The sequence below is a fragment of the Chromobacterium subtsugae genome, from assembly GCF_035919665.1.
Taxonomy (GTDB): Bacteria; Pseudomonadota; Gammaproteobacteria; order Burkholderiales; family Chromobacteriaceae; genus Chromobacterium; species Chromobacterium subtsugae.
In genome coordinates this window covers 2,795,740-2,814,807 of record NZ_CP142381.1, presented here as the reverse complement: position 1 = coordinate 2,814,807, position 19,068 = coordinate 2,795,740, and the positions used below count along the sequence as shown (strand labels likewise).

General features: G+C 64.6%; 17 protein-coding genes. 13 read left to right on the top strand and 4 right to left on the bottom strand.

The features are described from left to right. Positions 1-31: 31 nt before the first annotated feature. Together argE and U6115_RS13470 are read left to right on the top strand one after the other, a co-directional pair. Positions 32-1,204, top strand: coding sequence for an acetylornithine deacetylase (gene argE, locus U6115_RS13475; RefSeq protein ID WP_043577322.1), 1,173 nt, complete (start codon positions 32-34; stop codon positions 1,202-1,204). A gap of 132 nt (positions 1,205-1,336) precedes the next feature. Next, complete coding sequence (locus U6115_RS13470; protein WP_043577321.1) at positions 1,337-2,719, top strand: sodium-dependent transporter; 1,383 nt, start codon at positions 1,337-1,339, stop codon at positions 2,717-2,719. Between the two features lie 46 nt (positions 2,720-2,765). On the opposite strand, the gene U6115_RS13465 is transcribed toward U6115_RS13470, so the two are convergent. Further along, on the bottom strand, positions 2,766-3,044 hold the full coding sequence (locus tag U6115_RS13465) for a hypothetical protein (protein WP_043577319.1): 279 nt from the start codon (positions 3,042-3,044) through the stop codon (positions 2,766-2,768). 272 nt (positions 3,045-3,316) lie between these two features. Here U6115_RS13465 and U6115_RS13460 point away from each other — a divergent pair, with 272 nt between their 5' ends. Next, positions 3,317-4,525, top strand: coding sequence for an amino acid aminotransferase (locus tag U6115_RS13460; RefSeq protein ID WP_043577317.1), 1,209 nt, complete (start codon positions 3,317-3,319; stop codon positions 4,523-4,525). 351 nt (positions 4,526-4,876) lie between these two features. Further along, positions 4,877-5,230 (top strand): hypothetical protein, encoded by a 354-nt coding sequence (locus U6115_RS13455; RefSeq protein ID WP_043577314.1) that lies wholly within the window; start codon positions 4,877-4,879, stop codon positions 5,228-5,230. Positions 5,231-5,297: 67 nt separating this feature from the next. Here the strand turns inward: U6115_RS13455 and U6115_RS13450 are convergent, their stop codons facing one another. The 3 genes from U6115_RS13450 to U6115_RS13440 all read right to left on the bottom strand — a co-directional run bounded on the left by U6115_RS13450 (position 5,298) and on the right by U6115_RS13440 (position 8,472). After that, positions 5,298-5,942 (bottom strand): TetR/AcrR family transcriptional regulator, encoded by a 645-nt coding sequence (locus U6115_RS13450; RefSeq protein ID WP_043577311.1) that lies wholly within the window; start codon positions 5,940-5,942, stop codon positions 5,298-5,300. Positions 5,943-6,011: 69 nt separating this feature from the next. Continuing rightward, entirely contained in the window at positions 6,012-6,857 is an 846-nt protein-coding gene (locus tag U6115_RS13445; protein WP_043577308.1) for a mechanosensitive ion channel domain-containing protein, read from the bottom strand. 4 nt (positions 6,858-6,861) lie between these two features. After that, on the bottom strand, positions 6,862-8,472 hold the full coding sequence (locus tag U6115_RS13440) for a peptide chain release factor 3 (protein WP_043577306.1): 1,611 nt from the start codon (positions 8,470-8,472) through the stop codon (positions 6,862-6,864). Positions 8,473-8,639: 167 nt separating this feature from the next. Here U6115_RS13440 and U6115_RS13435 point away from each other — a divergent pair, with 167 nt between their 5' ends. The 9 genes from U6115_RS13435 to U6115_RS13395 all read left to right on the top strand — a co-directional run bounded on the left by U6115_RS13435 (position 8,640) and on the right by U6115_RS13395 (position 19,024). Then, complete coding sequence (locus tag U6115_RS13435) at positions 8,640-10,820, top strand: TonB-dependent receptor domain-containing protein (protein WP_052258151.1); 2,181 nt, start codon at positions 8,640-8,642, stop codon at positions 10,818-10,820. Positions 10,821-10,942: 122 nt separating this feature from the next. Continuing rightward, positions 10,943-11,557, top strand: coding sequence for a riboflavin synthase (locus U6115_RS13430; RefSeq protein WP_043577304.1), 615 nt, complete (start codon positions 10,943-10,945; stop codon positions 11,555-11,557). Next, the gene (locus tag U6115_RS13425; protein WP_043577297.1) at positions 11,554-12,216 is read left to right on the top strand and encodes a Dph6-related ATP pyrophosphatase; all 663 of its coding nucleotides are present in this window, start codon (positions 11,554-11,556) and stop codon (positions 12,214-12,216) included. The genes U6115_RS13430 and U6115_RS13425 overlap by 4 nt, the downstream gene beginning before the upstream one ends. 28 nt (positions 12,217-12,244) lie before the next feature. Then, a complete protein-coding gene (gene ribBA, locus U6115_RS13420; protein ID WP_043577294.1) occupies positions 12,245-13,369 on the top strand; it encodes a bifunctional 3,4-dihydroxy-2-butanone-4-phosphate synthase/GTP cyclohydrolase II in 1,125 nt (374 codons plus the stop codon). A 61-nt stretch (positions 13,370-13,430) separates the two neighbouring features. Beyond that, complete coding sequence (gene ribH, locus U6115_RS13415) at positions 13,431-13,898, top strand: 6,7-dimethyl-8-ribityllumazine synthase (protein WP_043577291.1); 468 nt, start codon at positions 13,431-13,433, stop codon at positions 13,896-13,898. Between the two features lie 76 nt (positions 13,899-13,974). After that, complete coding sequence (nusB, locus tag U6115_RS13410) at positions 13,975-14,424, top strand: transcription antitermination factor NusB (RefSeq protein WP_043577289.1); 450 nt, start codon at positions 13,975-13,977, stop codon at positions 14,422-14,424. Between the two features lie 73 nt (positions 14,425-14,497). Further along, positions 14,498-15,448 (top strand): thiamine-phosphate kinase, encoded by a 951-nt coding sequence (gene thiL, locus U6115_RS13405; protein WP_043577286.1) that lies wholly within the window; start codon positions 14,498-14,500, stop codon positions 15,446-15,448. After that, a complete protein-coding gene (locus U6115_RS13400) occupies positions 15,432-15,938 on the top strand; it encodes a phosphatidylglycerophosphatase A family protein (protein WP_043577284.1) in 507 nt (168 codons plus the stop codon). Before thiL ends, U6115_RS13400 begins: the two co-directional genes overlap by 17 nt. Positions 15,939-16,087: 149 nt before the next feature. Then, the gene (locus tag U6115_RS13395; RefSeq protein ID WP_309137401.1) at positions 16,088-19,024 is read left to right on the top strand and encodes a DNA translocase FtsK; all 2,937 of its coding nucleotides are present in this window, start codon (positions 16,088-16,090) and stop codon (positions 19,022-19,024) included. Positions 19,025-19,068 lie beyond the last annotated feature (44 nt).

Below are 19,068 nucleotides of genomic sequence, written 5' to 3'. Positions count from 1 at the left end.
CAGACTCAATAGCCAAGCGCAGGATTGTCTCATGCCTACAGACGCATCCGGATTGCTGTCCGAACTGATCCGCTTCGATACCACCAGCCGTTATTCCAATCTGCAGCTGATAGAGTGGGTGCGGGAATATCTGGCCGGCTTCGGCCTGACAAGCCGCCTGACTTATAATGATGATGGCAGCAAGGCCAATTTGTTCGCGCGCATCGGCGCCGAGGACCTGCCTTTGATCGTGTTGTCCGGCCACACCGACGTGGTGCCGGTGGATGGGCAGGATTGGCATTATCCGCCGTTTGAGCTGACCGCCGGCGGCGATGGCCGCTTGTACGGCCGCGGCAGCGCCGACATGAAAGGCTTCATCGCCTGCGTGCTGGCCCGAGTGCCGGATTTCGTCAGGCTGGCCGCCGAAGGCAAGCTGGCGCAGGGCATAGGCATCGCGCTGTCCTACGACGAGGAGGTGGGCTGCCTGGGCGTGGGGCGCATGATAGACGCGTTGATCGCCGATGGCGTGGATGTCGCCGGCTGCCTGGTGGGAGAGCCGACGTCGATGAAGCCGGTGATCGCGCACAAGGGCATCGCCCACTATCGCTGCGTGGTCAAGGGAAGAGCGGCGCATTCGTCGCTGACGCCGCATGGCGTCAACGCCATCGAGTTCGCCGCCCGCCTGATCACCCATATCCGCAAGCTGGCAGATGCCGAGGCCGCGTTTGGCCACCGGCAGCCGCTGTACGACGTGCCGTTCACCACCATGCAGACTGGTTTGGTGCGCGGCGGCGTCGCCTGCAATATCGTGCCGGCCGATTGCGAGTTCATGTTCGAGTGCCGCTGGTTGCCGGGCGACGACCCGCAGCGGTTGGTGGCATCGGTCGCCGACTACGCCGCCACCTTGGAGCAGGAAATGCAGGCGGTGGCCGGCGAGGCGCAGATTCGCATCGAGCCGGTGGTATACAGCCCCGCTTTCGAGTCCGACCCGTCGTCGTCCATCCGGCGCTACGTCGCCAGCCTGTGCGGCTGCGAAGGCGGCGCCGGCGTCGCCTACACCACCGAAGCGGGTCTGTTCAGCCAGGCCGGCATGCCTTGCGTGGTGCTGGGGCCGGGCTCGATCGAGCAGGCGCACCGGCCGGACGAGTTTATCGAGGTGGCGCAGTTGCAGGCCTGCTATGATTGGTTGGGCAGGCTGGCGGACGAGTTGATCCAGCCCAGATAGCTGTAAAAATTGTTTTGCACACATACAAAATAGGCTTCACAATCCACGCCCTGTAGCATCGAAGGTCATGTGAGCCCGCCCGGACGACCTCCGCGCGGGCTCGTTTCATTTGTGGTGGTAGAGAGAACAACAATGAGTGTGGACAAATCCAAATCGGGTGGAGAGGTCAAGCTGAGGGATGGATTCACGTCCAGCTTCGGCGTGCTGGCGGCGACGCTGGGCTCGGCGGTAGGCCTGGGCAATATCTGGAAGTTCCCGTATCTGACCGGCACCAATGGCGGCGCCGGTTTTCTGGTGGTGTACGTGCTGGCCACGCTGCTGGTGGGACTGCCGGTGATGATCTCCGAGATCATGCTGGGCCGCAAGGCCAAGCGCGACGCGGTGACCACGTTGGCCAAACTGGCGCCGGCCGGGCAGCCGTGGTGGCTGGTGGGCGCTTTCGGCGTGTTTGCCGCCTTCCTGATCATGGCTTTCTATTCCGAGGTTGCCGCCTGGGTGTTCGCCTATATTTTCAAGGCGATCGCCGGCGATATCCTGTCCAACGATCCCAAGGTGACGTCCGGCGCCTTCACCGCGCTGATCACGAATCCGGTTCAGTCGCTGCTCTGGCAATGGCTGGTTCTGGGCCTGATCGGCGGCATTCTGCTGATGGGCGTGTCGAAGGGGATCGAAGCGGTCACCAAGAAGCTGATGCCGCTGCTGTTCGCGCTGCTGCTGGTGATAGGCGCGCGCAGCCTGATGTTGCCGGGGGCAAGCCAGGGCCTGGCTTTCCTGTTCACCCCGGACTTCTCCAAGATCACCGCCGGCGTGGTGCTGACCGCGGTGGGTCTGGCTTTCTTCAAGCTGTCCATCGGCATGGGCACCATGATCACCTACGGCAGCTACTTCCGCGACGATCAAGACGTGCCGCTGACCACCTTCCGGGTGATGTGCGCGGATCTGTTCGTGTCGCTGCTGGCCGGCATCGCCATCTTCCCGGCGGTGTTCGCCTTCGGCTTCCAGCCTGCCGCTGGTCCGTCGCTGCTGTTCATCACCATTCCAGCGGTGTTCGCCAGCATGCCGCTGGGACATCTGTTCATGGTGGTGTTCTTCGTGCTGGCCGCCATAGCCGCCACCGGCGCGATGCTGTCTATCCTGGAGGTGCCGGTGTCGGTGGTGAGCGAGCGCTTTGGCATCAGCCGCGTCAAATCCACCATCATCAATCTGTTGCTGTTGGCGTTGGTGGGCGCGGGCTGCGCGCTGTCCAACAGCCTGACCGCCGATATCAAACTGCACGGCATGACAATGTTCGACCTGTTCGACTTCGTCACGTCCAATGTGCTGATGCCGCTGGGCGGGATCTGCCTGTGCCTGTTCACCGGCTGGGTGTGGGGCTACGACCGCTTCCGCGACGCGCTGAGCAATGGCGGCGCGCTGAATAACGCGCGTCTGTTGAAGGCGCTGTTCTTCGTGGTGCGCTTCGTGTCGCCGGTGCTGATCCTGGTGGTGATGCTGAAGGGCTTGAAGGTGATTTGAGGCGGTTTTGCCATGCCCGGCAGCGCGTGCGCGCCGGGCATGGCGCTCAGGAAGGCGTGCCGTCTTCGTCGCCGCTGACTACCGGCGGCGCAACGAAGCCGTTGATGTCGCGGGCGCTTTTTTCCAGCAGCAGGACGATGGCGGTATTGGCCGCGCCGAACAGCCAGCTGGCCAGCAGGAACACCGAATAGGCTGTGAGCTTGTCGGCGAATAGGGCGTTGCCGTGCAAGGTCAGTTCGGCGGGGTCGAAAATCGAGTAAAAAACGGCGGTGGCCGCCACCGCGATGATGAAAGACGGCCAGAACAGCAGGATTCCCTTTTTCATGAAAAGCCTCCGAATATCGGCCTCGGCGCCGGCGCGGAGCGTCCGGGCGCGATGGCCATACTTCTGCTTATGTCATCGGGCCGGCTTTGTCGATGCCGCGCATGCGGCCCTGCCCGTGGGGACAGGCAATCCGTTGTGGGGCGATCGGCATCCGCCATGTTAGACTGTTGTTCGGCTGCGAACTTATTTGCGTTCGAATGGCAACAAGCAAGACTGGATTTTCTTTGGCCGGCTCTGGCAGCCGGCTCATCTGCAAAGCAATGGAGCCTGGTATGACCTCTTCGATCTTCGCCGGTGTGGAACTGGCGCCGCGTGACCCCATTCTCGGTCTCAACGAAGCATTCAATGCGGACGCCCGCGATACCAAGGTCAACCTTGGCGTCGGCGTGTATTCCGACGACAACGGCAAGATTCCGCTGCTGGGCGCGGTCAAGGCCGCCGAGAAAGCCAGGCTGGAAGCGCTGCCGGCGCGCGGCTATCAGCCTATCGAAGGTCCGGCGGCTTACGACAAGGCGGTGCAGAACCTGCTGTTCGGCCAGGATAGCGAGCTGCTCGCCGCCGGCCGCGTGGTGACCGCGCAGGCCTTGGGCGGTACCGGCGCGTTGAAGATCGGGGCGGATTTCCTCAAGCGGCTGAATCCGGCGTCCAAGGTGTACATCAGCGACCCGTCCTGGGAAAACCACCGCGCGCTGTTCGAATCGGCCGGTTTCCAGGTGGAAAATTACCCTTATTATGAGGCGGCCAGCCGCGGCGTGGATTTCGCCGCGATGAAGTCGCATCTGGCGGCGCTGGACGCGGGTTCGGTCATCGTGCTGCACGCCTGCTGCCACAACCCCACCGGGGCGGACATGTCCGCGGCCCAATGGGACGAGGTAGTGGCGGTTTGCCGCGAGCGCGGCCTGGTGCCGTTCCTGGACATGGCTTACCAAGGCTTTGCCGATGGCATCGAAGCCGATGCGCTGGCGGTGCGCCTGTTTGCCGCCTCCGGCATGCAGTTCCTGGTAGCCAGCTCCTTCTCCAAGAGCTTCTCGCTGTACGGCGAGCGCGTGGGCGCGCTATCGATCGTGACGGCAGGCAAGGACGAGTCCGCCCGGGTGCTGTCGCAGCTGAAGCGAGTGATCCGCACCAACTACTCCAATCCGCCGATCCATGGCGCGGCCATCGTCGCCGCGGTGCTGTCCAGCCCGGAACTGCGCCAGCAGTGGGAAGACGAGCTGGCGGGCATGCGCGATCGCATCCGCGCGATGCGCCTGCGGCTGCTGGCGGCGATCAAGGCGCATGGCGCCGCGGTTGACTTCTCCTTCGTCACCGCTCAGCGCGGCATGTTCTCCTATACCGGCCTGAGCGCTGCTCAGGTGGAGCGGCTGCGCGCTGAGTTCGGCATCTACGCGGTGTCCACCGGGCGGATTTGCCTGGCGGCGCTCAATAGCAAGAATGTCGATTACGTGGCGGCGGCAATCGCCGCGGTGATCCGCGATTGATGAGTTTTTGACTCGCGCGCAAGGCCTCGGAAACGCTCCGGGGCCTTATTTTTTGGGGTGCGCGATGCAGCGGAAAAGTAGTTCAAATGCGGATTTGTCATGAATTGAAATGTCAATGGCATTTGCTGTTCGCGGCTGTGACATCCAGGCGAAAGATTGGGTGGCCAAAAGGACAGTTTTGATCTAGCGGCTGCGATATTTTCCTGAGATGGCATTGTCTGCGTCGGTAAATATCCTCATGATGCGTGAAGACATCAGTGAATGTCAGGTTGCAAACCGTCAGCTTCGGCGACGGCGCAATACAAAATAATCCAACAGCTTGTTAGAGGGGAAACCCTCGGGGTAGATGCCATGACTGCGACTTTTCCTGAAGTGCTGGTTCCGCAGGCCATAACTGCGGGTGCTTTTGACGCGGATGATGCCGATGTCCGCAATAACCTTGGCCTCCTTGGCCTGCTTGATGTTTATTCCCGCGACGGCAGCTATCGGCTGACCGTTTCGCTGGAGCCGGTGGATCCGGACAGGCAGCCCAGCTTGTGGGCGCTGGAAGTGGAGATGGAAGTGTGCGCCGACGGCAAGGTCGCGCGCCGCGCCGGGCAGCAGCTGGAGTATTCCGGTTCGACCCCTGGCAGCCATCTGCGCAAGTTGCTGGCCAGCGGCGAGCTGCACGGCTACTTGCTGCAGGGGACGGCCGCCGCGGCTTGATCTGGTTTGAGCTGAAACAAAAAAGCCACTCTCGCGAGTGGCTTTTTTGCGTCCATGGATGGGCATGTCAGACGGCGTGTCTCTCGTACAGCGAGCGGAAGGCGTGCATGTATTCCGGCTGCACATAGGGCTTGAGCAGCGCCAGCACCTGCAGCACGCCGCGGTGGCCGGACTCCTCGGTGATCGGCGCCTTGGGGCGGGAGGTCTGCTCGAAAGCGAACCAGAATTTCACCACCAGCCAGATGTTGATGCTGACGCCCTCGATGTCCTCTTCGTCCATCTTCAGCAGTCCCAGGCGGATGAATTCGCGGAAATGCTCGCCGAGGATGTTTTTCAGCTCGGTGTTGACGAACTGGTGGTACTCCGACTGCATCTGCGGATTGCGCGCCAGCATGCCGGGCAGGTCGTAGAACATGAAGCGGAACTGCCACATCGCCAGGAAGGCGGTGTCCAGATAGTTGACCAGATCGTCCACCGTCATCTTGCGGTCTTCCGGCACCGCCAGTCGCTGGTTGATGAACTCGCGATACATGGTGAATATCTGGTAGACGATCTCTTCCTTGTTGCGGAAGTGATAGTAGAGATTGCCCGGGCTGATGCCGAGGTGCGCGGCGATGTGGTTGGTGGTGATGCTGCGCTCGCCCTGTTCGTTGAACAGCTTGAGGCTCTCCTGAATGATGCGGTCGTAGGTCTTGATTCTGGTTTTACTCATGATGCACCGGCTGGTAATGACTTCGCATAGCGCAATTGTATACGATGTTTGGAGTTCTAGCTCTATTTTTTACGATTGGACGACAGGGTAACAGTCGGCCAGGAATTGATGCAGGATGGCTTGCTCGATACGTTGCCGCTCCCGCGCCGGAATGGCGATGCGCAGGATCAACTGGTAGCGCTTTTCGTCGACCGGCTGGATGGAAATGCGCGGCTCCACCGATGGAATGTCGACCAGATAGCGTTTGGCCATGTCCTCCATGTGGCGGCGCGCCACGTCCACGTGCGGCAGGCAGGCGCTTTCCGCCGCGCTCATCAGCATCTGCTCGGCGCGGGCGGGCGGCACTTCATAGGCCAGCGGCACGTTGACGATATGCATCACGTACTCGCCCATGTAGTTTTCGCGTATCACCGGGGTGGACAGCAGCAGGCTGTTGGGAAAGGTCAGCGCCCGGCCCGTCATCTGATGCGAGCTGTGGTTGGGGCCGATTTCCATCACGGTGGTGGACAAGAGGCCGATGTCCACCACGCGGCCGCGAACGGCTCCGATCTCGACGTGATCGCCCAGGCTGTAGCTGTTCGACATCTGCCGCACCACGCCGCCGGACAAGCACATGATCAGCTCCTTGGTGGCCAGGATCAGCGCGGCGGCGAATGCCAGCATGGAGACGGCCAGCGTCTGCAGCTCGTTGGCCCAGATGAAGCCTATGCCCGCCAGGCCGGTGAGAAACAGGCCGTTGCGGGTGTTGATCGACCAGCGGCGGCGCTCCTCGACCGGCACGCCGCTGTTGGCTGCCAGCAGCCGGTCCACCACCACGCGGATGATCAGCAGGGTCAGGATCAACAGCAGCGATCGGGTGATTTCATGCGAGTAGTTTTCCCGCAGGAAGGCGACCAGGTCGAGGAGGGTGTGCATGGGCTCAGTCGTTCAGCTTGACCGCGTGCTCGCGGGTTTCGTGGAAGACGATGTCCGGCCAGCGTTCCTGCGTCAGCTGCAGGTTGACGCGGTTGGGTGCCAGGTAGGCCAGATTGCCGCCGGCGTCGGTGGCGATGTTCATCTGCAGCGATTTGACGAAATCGTCCAGCTTCTTGCGGTCGTCGCAGGTGAACCAGCGTGCCGACCAGATGCTGGCGGATTCGAAGATGGCGTCGACGCCGTATTCGGCGGCCAGGCGGCTGGCCACCACTTCGAACTGCAGCACGCCCACCGCGCCCAGGATCAGATCGCCGCCGCTATGCGGCTTGAATACTTGCACCGCGCCTTCTTCGCCCAGTTGTTGCAGGCCTTTTTGCAGTTGCTTCAGCTTCAGCGGGTTCTTGATGCGCACCGAGCGGAACATTTCCGGCGCGAAGAAGGGAATGCCGGTGAAGGCCAGCTCTTCGCCTTCGGAGAAGCTGTCGCCGATCTGGATGTTGCCGTGGTTGGGGATGCCGATGATGTCGCCGGCGTAGGCCTCTTCCACGATTTCGCGGTCGTGCGACATGAAAGTCACCACCGAGGAGGCGGCGATGTCGCGGTTCAGCCGCAGATGCTTCATTTTCATGCCGCGCTCGAACTGGCCGGAGCACACGCGCAGGAAGGCGATGCGGTCGCGGTGCTTCGGGTCCATATTGGCCTGGATCTTGAATACGAAGCCGGAGAACTTGCCTTCTTTCGGGTCCACGCTGCGCACGGTGGCGTCGCGCGCCTGCGGCGCCGGCGCCCAGTCGATCAGCGCGTTGAGGATTTCGCGCACGCCGAAGTTGTTGATGGCCGAGCCGAAGAACACCGGAGTGAGGGTGCCGGCCAGGAATTCGTCCAGGCTCCATTCATTGGAGGCGCCCTTGACCAGCTCGATCTCCATGCGCAGCTGTTCCATTTCCAACGGGAACAGTTCATCCAGGCGCGGGTTGTCTATGCCCTGGATCACCTCGATGTCGGATACCAGCTTCTCCGCGCCGGCTTCGAACAGGATCACCGCATCGTTCAGCAGGCTGTACACGCCGCGGAAGGTCTTGCCCATGCCGATCGGCCAGGTGATCGGCGAGCAGCGGATCTTCAGCACGTCTTCCACTTCGTCCAGCAATTCCAGGCTGTCGCGCACTTCGCGATCGCACTTGTTCATGAAGGTGACGATGGGCGTGTTGCGCAGGCGGCAGACGTTCAGCAGCTTGATGGTCTGCTCTTCCACGCCCTTGGCGGCGTCGATCACCATCAGCGCGCTGTCCACCGCGGTCAGCACGCGGTAGGTGTCTTCGGAGAAGTCCTGGTGGCCCGGGGTGTCCAGCAGGTTGACGGTGTGGTCGCGATAGTCGAACTGCATCACCGAAGAAGCCACCGAAATGCCGCGCTGCTTCTCGATCTCCATCCAGTCGGAAGTAGCGAACTTGCCGCCTTTCTTGCCCTTGACCGTGCCTGCCATCTGGATGGCGCCGGAGAACAGCAGCAGCTTTTCCGTCAGCGTGGTTTTACCGGCGTCGGGGTGGGAGATGATGGCGAAGGTGCGGCGATGCGAGACTTCTTCGGCAATGCGGGACAGTTCGGCGGACATGGGCAGCTTGCTTGAAATTCAATAAAGCCGGGTATTTTACCGGACTTGGGGGCTTGAGGAAGTTTTATGTTAATATTTGAGAACGATTATCAATTACAAAAATTTCCGTGATGCAACCAAGAAGCGCCGCAGTACACCCTGGCTCTCCCTCAATCTTTCCATTTTGCTTGTCCGCGATCGCCTTTGGCCTGGCTAGCCACGCCGCCCTGGCGGCGGAGCAGTCCACGCTCGAGACCGTCAAAGTCAGCGCCGAAGCACCGGTGTTGAAGCCGGCAGCCAGCAAGCTCGCGCAAGAGGAAATCGCCCGCCCGCAGGCGAAATCGCTGGCCGAGGTGCTGGATGCGTTGCCTGGCGTCAACGCCGGCGGCTCGCCGCGTCCTGGCGGACAAACCATCAATGTCTGGGGCTTTGGCGACGTGGAGCAAGTGCAAGTGTATCTGGACGGAGCCGGGCAGGGCTTCGACAAATACCAGCAGGGCACCTCCTTCGTCGATCCGGAGCTGCTGGGCTCGGTGGAGGTGATCAAGGGCGGCCATTCGCCGTTTTACGGCAACGGCGCCTTTGGCGGCGTGGTGAAGGCGGAAACCAAGACCGTCAATGAACTGCTGTTGCCGGGGCGCAGCGTGGGCGGTTTCGCCAAGCTGGGCTATCAGGATAATGGCCACCGCTTCAGCCAGTCGCTGGCGGCGTATGCCGGCGGCGCCGGCCAGTCAGCCGACATCCTGGCCTATGTCACGCACAGCAAGGGAGGCGACGGCACGCAGCCGGACGGCACGCCTTACCGCTTCTCCGGCGGCGAGCAGCAAGGCGGCATGCTGAAGCTGGGCTGGCGGCCCGCCGACGGCCATAGCATGAAACTCGGTTTTGTGCGCCAGGACGACGAGCTGCGCACGCCGTGGGCGGCCCGGCGCGGCGACATCCCGGTGCCCAGCGCTTACGATATCGCCAAGTACGGCCTGGAGGAGGCCTGGCTGCGCAAAACCGTGTGGCGCGAGCAGACGGTGGAGTCGATGACCGCCGAATGGAGCTATGTCAGCAGCGATCTGCCTTGGCTGGATCTGCGGCTCAGCTACGCGCAGTCGCGGCGCTTCCAGCATGACACCCGGCCGGACGGGGTGAACAGCTCGGCCTTCGATTCGCAGTTCGGCAAGGAAAGCTGGGTCAGCCAGCGCGATAAACAGTGGGAGCTGCGAAATGTGGCCAACCTGGGCGAAGGCTGGGCCAGCCAGCAGGTGACGGTCGGCGTCGCCTGGTCGCGCAAGGATCGCGACGCCATCGCCTACATGCCGAGCAAGGCCAGGGATCCCAGTTACAACTACGGGCTGATGAACCCGCGCTATTCGCCGCCGGGCAGCGAAACCATGCAGTCGGCCTACTGGGTGCACGAATGGCGGCCGCTGGATGGTTTCAGCCTGACGCCGTCGCTGCGTTACGACCATATCGAGGTGCGCGGCAGGCAGAACCTGGCGCCCACCTACAACAATCCGGCCAAGGGCCACGACTACAGCGCGCTGGCGTTCGCCGGCTGGTCGCCGCGGCTGGCCGCCAGCTGGCGTTTCCTGCCGCGCTGGACGCTGGACGCCGGCTATGCCCACACTTGGCGCGCGCCCAACGCCGATGAGGTTTACGACGTGCAGACGCTGGGCAGCACCACCGCCAGCAGCCGCCAGCTGCGGCCGGAAAAGCTGAAAGCGCTGAAGCTGGGCCTGGCTTACGACGGCGGCGGCGTGCTGGCCGCGGGCGACAAGCTGTCGGCCAGCCTCGCCTGGTTCCGCCAGGATGTCACCGACGCCATCGGCCAGCGCATCGGCCCGAACCGCGGCGACGGGCCCGGCGCGCCGCTGCCGGCGGTGATCGGTTTTTACCGCAACCTGCCGGGTTATGTGATTCGCGGTTTCGAATTCGACAGTCGCTACCAGTGGCGTGGCGCTTTCGCCAGCTTGTCGTTGTCCTCCGTCGTCGGCGAGCGCCGCCACAGCTTGCGCGACCCGTGGGGCAAGGACGAGCCGATGGTGGACATCCCGCCGCGCAAGGCGGTGCTCACCGCCGGCTATACCTTCGCGCCGGCGGGGCTGACGCTGGGCGCGCAGGGCAAGTTCGTCCGCGCGCAGGACCGGGTGCCGCAAAACGTCAACCCGGAGGCCGTCGGCTACGCCTATCCGGCCCAGCATGGTTACGCGCTGGCCGGGTTGTTCGCGGTGTGGCAGCCGGCGACGGCCGGGCTGAAGGGCATGGAGCTGAGGCTGGCGGTGGACAATCTGTTCAACCGCAGCTACCAGCCTTACCTGACCGAAGGCGCGGAAGGCATGGGGCGCGCCATCCGCAGCAGCGTGTCCTGGCGTTTCTGAACGCATCGCGCAATCTTCGCAAACCGGCTCCGTGCCGGTTTTTTTATGGCGGCGGCGGATTGGAAAACGGCCATTCGGCTACAATATCGTCCAAACGACAATTCAAACCAAGGAGGCTTGCCGTGTTCACCGGTATCGTCCAGGGCGTGGCCGAAGTGGTCGCCATCGAGGAAAAACAGGATTTCCGCACCCATATCGTTCGCCTGCCGCAGGCGATGCTGCCCGGCCTGCAGCTTGGCGCCTCCGTCGCCCATAACGGCTGCTGCCTGACCGTCACCCGCGTCGACGGCGATCTGGTGCATTTCGACCTGATGCGCGAGACGCTGCGCATCACCAATCTGGGCGAGCTCAAGACCGGCGACGCGGTCAACGTCGAGCGCGCCGCGCGCTTCGGCGACGACATCGGCGGCCACGCGATGTCCGGCCACGTGATGGGCCTGGCTGAGGTCGTCGAGGTGATCGAATCCCCCAATAACCGCACAATCTGGTTCGAGTTGCCCGCCGGGCTGGAAAAATACGTGTTCGCCAAAGGCTATATCGGCATAGACGGCATCAGCCTCACCGTGGGCGCGGTGGAGGGGCGGCGCTTCTGCGTGCACCTGATTCCCGAAACGCTGACGCGCACCAATATCGCCGCCCGCCGGCCTGGCGCGCGCATCAATATCGAGATAGACCCGCAAACCCAGGCCATCGTCGACACTGTCGAGCGGGTGCTGGCGCAGCGCGGTCAGGCATGATTTTGCGGGATTTGCCGGTGGTGGCGTCGTGGAGCGGCGGCAAGGACAGCTGCCTCGCGCTGTGGCGCGCGGTCCAGGCCGGCGCCAGGCCGCAGGCGCTGCTGACCATGCTGGACGAGACGGGCGAGCGCTCCCGCTCGCACGGGGCGCGGCCCGAGGTGCTGGCGTTGCAGGCCGATGCGCTGGGCTTGCCGCAGCGGTTGGGGCGCGCGAGCTGGAATGATTACCGCGAGGTGTTCGTCGAGCGGCTGCGGGCCGCCGCGGCGGACGGCGCGCGCGCGGTGGTGTTCGGCGACATCGACCTCGCCGCGCATCGCGAATGGGAAGAGGGCGTCTGCGCCGAGGCGGGCCTTGAAGCGATCCTGCCCTTGTGGCAGCAAGCCCGCGCCGATCTGGTGCGGGAATTCGTCGCGGCGGGCTTCGTCGCCCGCATCGTGATGGTCAATGCCGCGCTGGCGGACGAGAAGTGGCTGGGGCGGATTGTCGACGCCCGGCTGATTGCAGAGATGCTGGCCGAAGGGGTGGATCCCTGCGGCGAGGCGGGAGAGTTTCATACCCTGGTGGTGGACGGGCCGCTGTTCGCCCGGCCGCTGGCGCTGCGCGACGGCGCGGTCGCCCATCTGGGCGACTATCGCGCCCTGGATTTATTGCCCGCGTGAGACGGGCAGACTGAACAAAGGAAGAAGCATGGCCATTTCTCCGATTCAAGACATCATCGCCGACATCAAGGCCGGCAAGATGGTGGTGCTGATGGATGCCGAAGACCGCGAGAACGAGGGCGACCTGGTGATGGCGGCCGAATTCGTCACGCCGGAGGCGATCAATTTCATGGCCAAGCACGGCCGCGGCCTGATTTGCCTGACGCTGAGCGAAGAGCGTTGCAAGCTGCTGAACCTGCCGATGATGGCGACCAACAACGGCACCAGCTTCGGCACCAACTTCACCGTATCGGTGGAGGCCGCTGAGGGCGTGACCACCGGCATTTCCGCCGCTGACCGCGCCCATACCATCCAGACCGCGGTGGCGAGGCTGGCCAAAGCCAGCGACTTGGTGCAGCCCGGCCACGTGTTTCCGCTGAAGGCGCAGAACGGCGGCGTGCTGATCCGCGCCGGCCATACCGAGGCCGGCTGCGACCTGGCGATGCTGGCCGGCGTGGAGCCGGCCGGCGTGATCTGCGAGATCATGAACGACGACGGCACCATGGCGCGCTTGCCGGAGCTGATCGAGTTCGCCAAGCAGCACGGTTTGAAGATAGGCACCATCGCCGACTTGATCCAGTACCGCAGCCGCACCGAGTCGCTGGTGGAAAAGGTGGGCGAGCGTCCGGTGGAGACGCCGTTCGGCAGCTTCGACCTGCATGTGTTCCGCGACATCACCACCTCCGCCACCCATCTGGCGCTGAGCAAAGGCAAGATCCGCGCCGACAAGGAAACCCTGGTGCGCGTGCACGAGCCGCTGTCGGTGATAGACGTGCTGGCGCCGCTGTGCAGCCACCACAGCTGGACCGTGCCCAACGCGCTGGAAACCATGGAGGAGACCGGCGGCGGCGTGATGATCCTGCTGTATCGCGATGAAACCGGCCAGGATCTGGCCGAGCGTGCGCTGGGTCAGGAGGCGGCGCGGCAGAAGTGGGACAGCAAGACTTTCGGCATCGGCGCGCAAATGCTCAAGGCGCTGGGCGTGGGCAAGATGAAACTGATGTCCAGCCCGGTGAGCCTGCCGTCGATGGCCGGCTTCGAGCTGGAAGTCACCGGCTTCTGCCAGCCCGGACATTTTCACGTGGATGGCCAGGGCGGCCCAGGCGTGGCCTAAATGCGGCAATTACGTTACAATTGCCGGCTTTCCTTAGTGTTTTCGCCGCGAGGACAAACCAATGCTTGATGCAATCCAGTGTATTGAACCCAATTTTTCCGGCAAGGGCCTGAAAGTCGGCATCGTGATGGCGCGTTTCAACACGCCGGTGTGCCATGGCCTGCGCGACGCTTGTCTCGCCGAGCTGGAGAAGCTGGGCGTGGCCGCTGGCGACATCACCCTGGCCACCGTGCCGGGCGCGCTGGAAGTTCCGCTGGTGCTGCAAACCATGGCCCAGACCGAGCGCTTTGACGCGCTGGTGGCCCTGGGCGCGGTGATCCGCGGCGAAACCTATCATTTCGAGCTGGTATCGAACGAATCCGGCGCCGGCGTCACCCGCGTCGGCCTGGACTTCGATATTCCGGTAGCCAATGCCATTCTCACCACCGAGAACGACGAGCAGGCGGAAGTCCGCATGCAGGAGAAGGGGGCGGACGCCGCTCGCGTCGCGGTGGAAATGGCCAATCTGCACAAGACGCTGCGCGGCTGATTTCCCGCCGCCAGCCATCCGTGGGAAGCGGTCGCCGCGCGCGCCGCTTCCCTTGCTCTTTTGAGGAATCGCCACCATGAAAACCGCCCGCCGCCGCGCCCGCGAATTCGCCGTACAAGGCATTTACGAGTGGGAACTGAACCAGGACCGCCCGGCCTCGCTGATCGAGAAGCATCTGCGCGAGAACGAATACTTCGCCAAGGCCGATGAGGCGCTGTTCCGCAACATCCTGTACGGCGTACTGAAGGATGTGTCCACGCTGTCCGCCCAGATCGGCCGCTACTACGAGCGCGCCGAGGATGAAGTCAGCCCGGTGGAGCGCGCCGTGCTGCTGATGGCCGCGCTGGAACTGACGCAAAGCCCGGAAACCCCGTATCCGGTCATCATCAACGAAGCCATCGAGATCACCAAAACCTTTGGCGGCACCGATGGTCACAAATTCGTCAACGGCGTGCTGGACAAGCTGGCCGCCGACGTTCGCGGCGACGAAGTCCTGGCGCAGAAACAGCGCCGCAAGCAGGATTGATCGTTCCGCCCGCCCTTGGGTCGGCCGGAATCCACGACACCCGCTGCTGGCGGGTGTTTTTGCGTGAGGGGTCATGAACGAGTTCGAACTGATAGCCCGCCATTTCCAGCGCCCGGCGCCGTCGGCGCTGCTGGGCGTCGGCGACGACGCCGCCATCGTGCGGCCGACGCCCGGCTGCGACCTGCACATGTCGGTGGACATGCTGGTCGAGGGGCGGCATTTCTTCGCCGACGTGGCGCCGCGCGCGCTGGGCCACAAGACGCTGGCGGTGAACCTGTCGGACATGGCGGCGATGGGCGCGCGGGCGCGCTGGGCGCTGCTGTCCATCGCGCTGCCGAAGGCGGATGAGGCCTGGGTGGCGGAATTCGCCGCCGGCTTTCACGCGCTGGCGCTCGAGCATGGCGTGGAGCTGATAGGCGGCGACACCACTTGCGGTCCGTTGACGCTGTCGGTGACCGTGCTGGGCGAGGCGCCGTCCGGGCAGGCGCTGCGCCGCGACGCCGCGCGGCCCGGCGACGATGTCTGGGTGTCCGGCGAGCTGGGCCTGGGCGCGCTGGCGGTGCGCCAGCGTCTGGGCTGGCTGACGGTGGATGACGCGGATCTGCTGCAAACGGCGCGGCAGAGGCTGGAATACCCGCAGCCGCGGCTGGCGCTGGGCCGCCTGCTGTTGCCTGTCGCCCATGCGGCGGCGGACGTGTCCGACGGCCTGATGGCCGACCTGGGCCACATCCTGGCCGCCTCCGGCGTGGCGGCCGAAATCCAGGCCGACGCCTTGCCGTCCGATCCCCGGCTGGAAGCGCTGCGCGCGCGGTATCTCGACTGCCTGGCCGCCGGCGGCGACGATTACGAACTGGTGTTCACCGCGCCGCCGCAACGGCGCGCGCAGGTGGAGGCAGCCGGCGCGCAATGCGCTTGCCGGGTCTCCCGCATCGGCCGCATCGTCGAAGGCGGCGGCGGCAAGCTTTTGGACGCCGCCGGCCATCCCATCCCTTTACAGAAAGAAGGCTATGACCACTTCGGCTGACACCCCGCTCATCGTTCCCAACTGGCGTTTTCTGCTGAGCCATCCCGCCCATCTGCTGTCTTTCGGCTTCGGCAGCGGCCTGATGAAGAAAGCTCCCGGCACCTGGGGCACGCTGGTGGCCTATCCCTTGTTCTTCCCGCTGCTGGCGCTGGGGGTGGACGGCTGGTGGCTGATGGCCTTGTGCGCGCCGCTGTTCGCGCTGGGAGTGTACGTGTGCGGCATCACCGGCAAGGCGCTGGGCGTGCACGACTACGGCGGCATCGTCTGGGACGAGGTGGTGGGCATGCTGATGGTGCTGGCTTTCGCGCCGGCTAGCTGGCAGGGCTGGCTGCTGGCCTTCGCGCTGTTTCGCTTGTTCGACATCGTCAAGCCCTGGCCGATCCGTTGGTTCGACCAGCGCGTCGGCGGCGGCTTCGGGGTGATGGTGGATGACGTCATCGCCGCGCTGTTCGCGCTGGCGGCGCAGTGGCTGATCTGGCGCGCCTTGTAAACAGAGGGAATCTAATCCCCGGCGATGTATCAAAGCCGTTACAATTCGGCAATAACAGCAGGTGGCGGCGCTGGCCGGGGTCGCGGCGCCGCCATGACTAAAAACATGCCCAGCCAGGATGCGGGCAGCTTGAAATCGGGGTTTTGATTGTGTGGGTCGTAGTGTTTCTGTTGCTGCTGCTGGCTGCGGCCGGCTGGCTGGTGAAAACCGGCAAGATATCGTTGCCATCGTTGACGAGCAAACTGGACGGGCTGCTGGGGGTGGAAGGCCGGCCGGAGCGTTACGAGCCGGACTACTTCGCCGAGCCGCGCGAGACGCCTCTCGCGCCCGAGGCCGAAGCGGCAATCGCCGCGCGCAGCGAAGACTCGGCAGACGCGCCTGAAATCGAAACGGTTCCGCCGCAGCCCGAACCGCCGCAAGCCCAGGCCGTGCGGCCAGAAATCCGCCTGCCGCGCCGCGCCGCGCCGGTCGCGCCGCAGCCGGAAGCGCCGCGCGAGACCATCGTGCTGCCGCGTCGCCCGGAGCCGCCGGCGCGCGAAGCGCCCGTCGAGCTGCCCAAGCTTGAGCTATCGCGCGAATACCGCAAGAAAACCCGCCTGCCGCCCCGGTCGCAGGGGGACGAGCTGCCGGTCATCGGCCTGTCGGAAATGCAAAGCAATATGCGGCAGGATTTTCGCCGCCGCCAGCGCGCCAGCGGCGTGGCAATGCCGGCAGGCGAGGGCGAGCTGCCGGTGATAGGCAGCCATGAGGTGAGGGAGAAGGTCGCCAGCCTGCATGCCCATCGCCGCGCCGCGCCTCCTGTTCAGCCGTCGTTGCCCAAGGTGGAGCTGGCGCCCATCGTTCGCGCCAATTTACCGCCGGCGGGCAAACCCGCGCCCGCATTCCGCCCCCCCGCGGCGGTCGCGCATCCGCAAGCCGCGGCCATGATTCGGCCTGCCGCCGCGCCGGCGATGCCTGCGGCGGAAACGGCGGCGAGTCCGGTCGCAATGCCAGTCGAAGCGGCCGAGCCGCCTGCGGCGGCGGCGCCTATCCCGCCTTCAGAGCCGCTTGCGGCGACAGCTGAATCCATTTCCGCGATGGCCCCGCAGCCATGGCCGGTACTCGACAGCGAGACGGCGGCGATGGCCGCGTCCGCGCCGGATGAGCCCGAGCAGACGACAACTGAGCTGACGCGCGAGGCGGCGCCTGTCGCGGCGGCCGAGCCCGCGGCGCAGACCGCGCCGGAATGGCAAGCCGCCGCCGAAGCGGAAGCCGAGTTTGACGCGGAAACCGAGGTTGAGACAGAGGTCGCGGCCGCGGATGACGAGCCCGCGCAAGCCGCCCGCACGCCTTGGCGCTGGCCGCAAACCCGCGAAGTGCTGGTGCAGCAGGAAAACGCCAGGCCGGCCATCGTGCAGCAAACCGTGCTGCAGAGCGAAGCCCTGGCCGCGCCGTCTCTGGCCGCCACCACCGACAAGCTGGCCGCCAATCCCATGCCTTGGGTGCTGATAGACAAGGCAGCCGATGCGCCGCCGCCTGAGCCTAGCCTGCAGGCCGCGGATGCCGAAGCGTCCGAGTCAACAGCCGAGGCGCCGGCCTGGACGGAGCGCGCCGCTTACGACGACTCCATCCTGCCGGGCTTGGAGCTGCTGCGTCCCGCCGATGCCGTCACCGTGGCCTGCAGCCAGGATGAGCTGCTGGAGCGCGGCATCGTCATCGAAGAGAAGTGCGCCGAATTCAAGGTCAAGGTCAGCGTGGTGGATGCTTATGCCGGCCCGGTGATCACCCGTTACGAGGTGGAGCCGGCGGTGGGCGTGCGCGGCAACCAGGTGGTGAACCTGATGAAGGACCTGTCGCGCGCGCTTGGCCTGGCGTCCATCCGCGTGGTGGAGACCATTCCGGGCAAAACCTGCATGGGCCTGGAGCTGCCCAACCCCAAGCGGCAGATGATACGGCTGTCGGAAATCTTCGCCGCCGATGTATTCCAGCAGCCGGCCTCGCGGCTGACGCTGGCGCTGGGCAAGGACATCACCGGCGAGCCGGTGACGATGGACCTGGCCAAGGCGCCGCACCTGCTGGTGGCCGGCACCACCGGCTCCGGCAAGTCGGTGGGCGTCAACGCGATGATTCTATCGATGTTGTATAAAGCCACGCCGGACGAAGTGCGCTTCATCATGATCGATCCCAAAATGCTGGAGTTGTCGGTCTACAACGATATCCCCCACTTGCTGGCGCCGGTGGTCACAGACATGAAGCTGGCCGCCAACGCGCTGAACTGGTGCGTCGGCGAGATGGAGCGCCGCTACCGGCTGATGAGCTCGCTGGGCGTGCGCAATCTGGCCGGCTACAACCAGAAGGTGCGCGAGGCGGCCGAACAAGGCCAGCGTATTTCCAACCCGTTCAGCCTGACGCCGGAAACGCCGGAGCCGCTCGACAAGCTGCCTTTCATCGTGGTGGTGGTGGACGAGTTCGCCGATCTGATGATGGTGGCCGGCAAGAAGATCGAAGAGCTGATCGCCCGCCTGGCGCAAAAGGCGCGTGCCGCCGGCATCCACCTGATTCTGGCCACCCAGCGGCCGTCGGTGGACGTGATCACCGGCCTGATCAAGGCGAATATCCCGACGCGGATCGCCTTCCAGGTGTCCAGCAAGATAGACAGCCGCACCATTCTGGATCAGATGGGCGCGGAAAGCCTGCTGGGCCAGGGCGATATGCTGTTCCTGCCGCCCGGCACCGGCTATCCGCAGCGGGTGCACGGAGCCTTCGTCACCGATGACGAGGTGCACGCGGTGGTCGAACACCTGAAGCAGTTCGGCGAGCCGGACTATGTGGAAGGCCTGTTGACCGGCGAGAGCGAGGCGGACGAGGCTTCGGCCGACGCCACGGCCAAGGCGCAGGCGGCGACAGAGTCCGACCCCTTGTACGACGAGGCAGTGGAGATCGTGCTGCGCACCCGCAAGCCATCCATCTCCGGCGTGCAGCGCCATCTGCGCATAGGCTACAACCGCGCCGCGCGTTTGATCGAAGAGATGGAAGCGGCGGGCATCGTCAGCGCGATGGAAAGCAACGGCAACCGCACGGTGCTGGTGCCGCAGCGCGATTTCTAGCGCGATCGCGGCCAATGAAAAAAGCGCGCCGCGAGGCGCGCTTT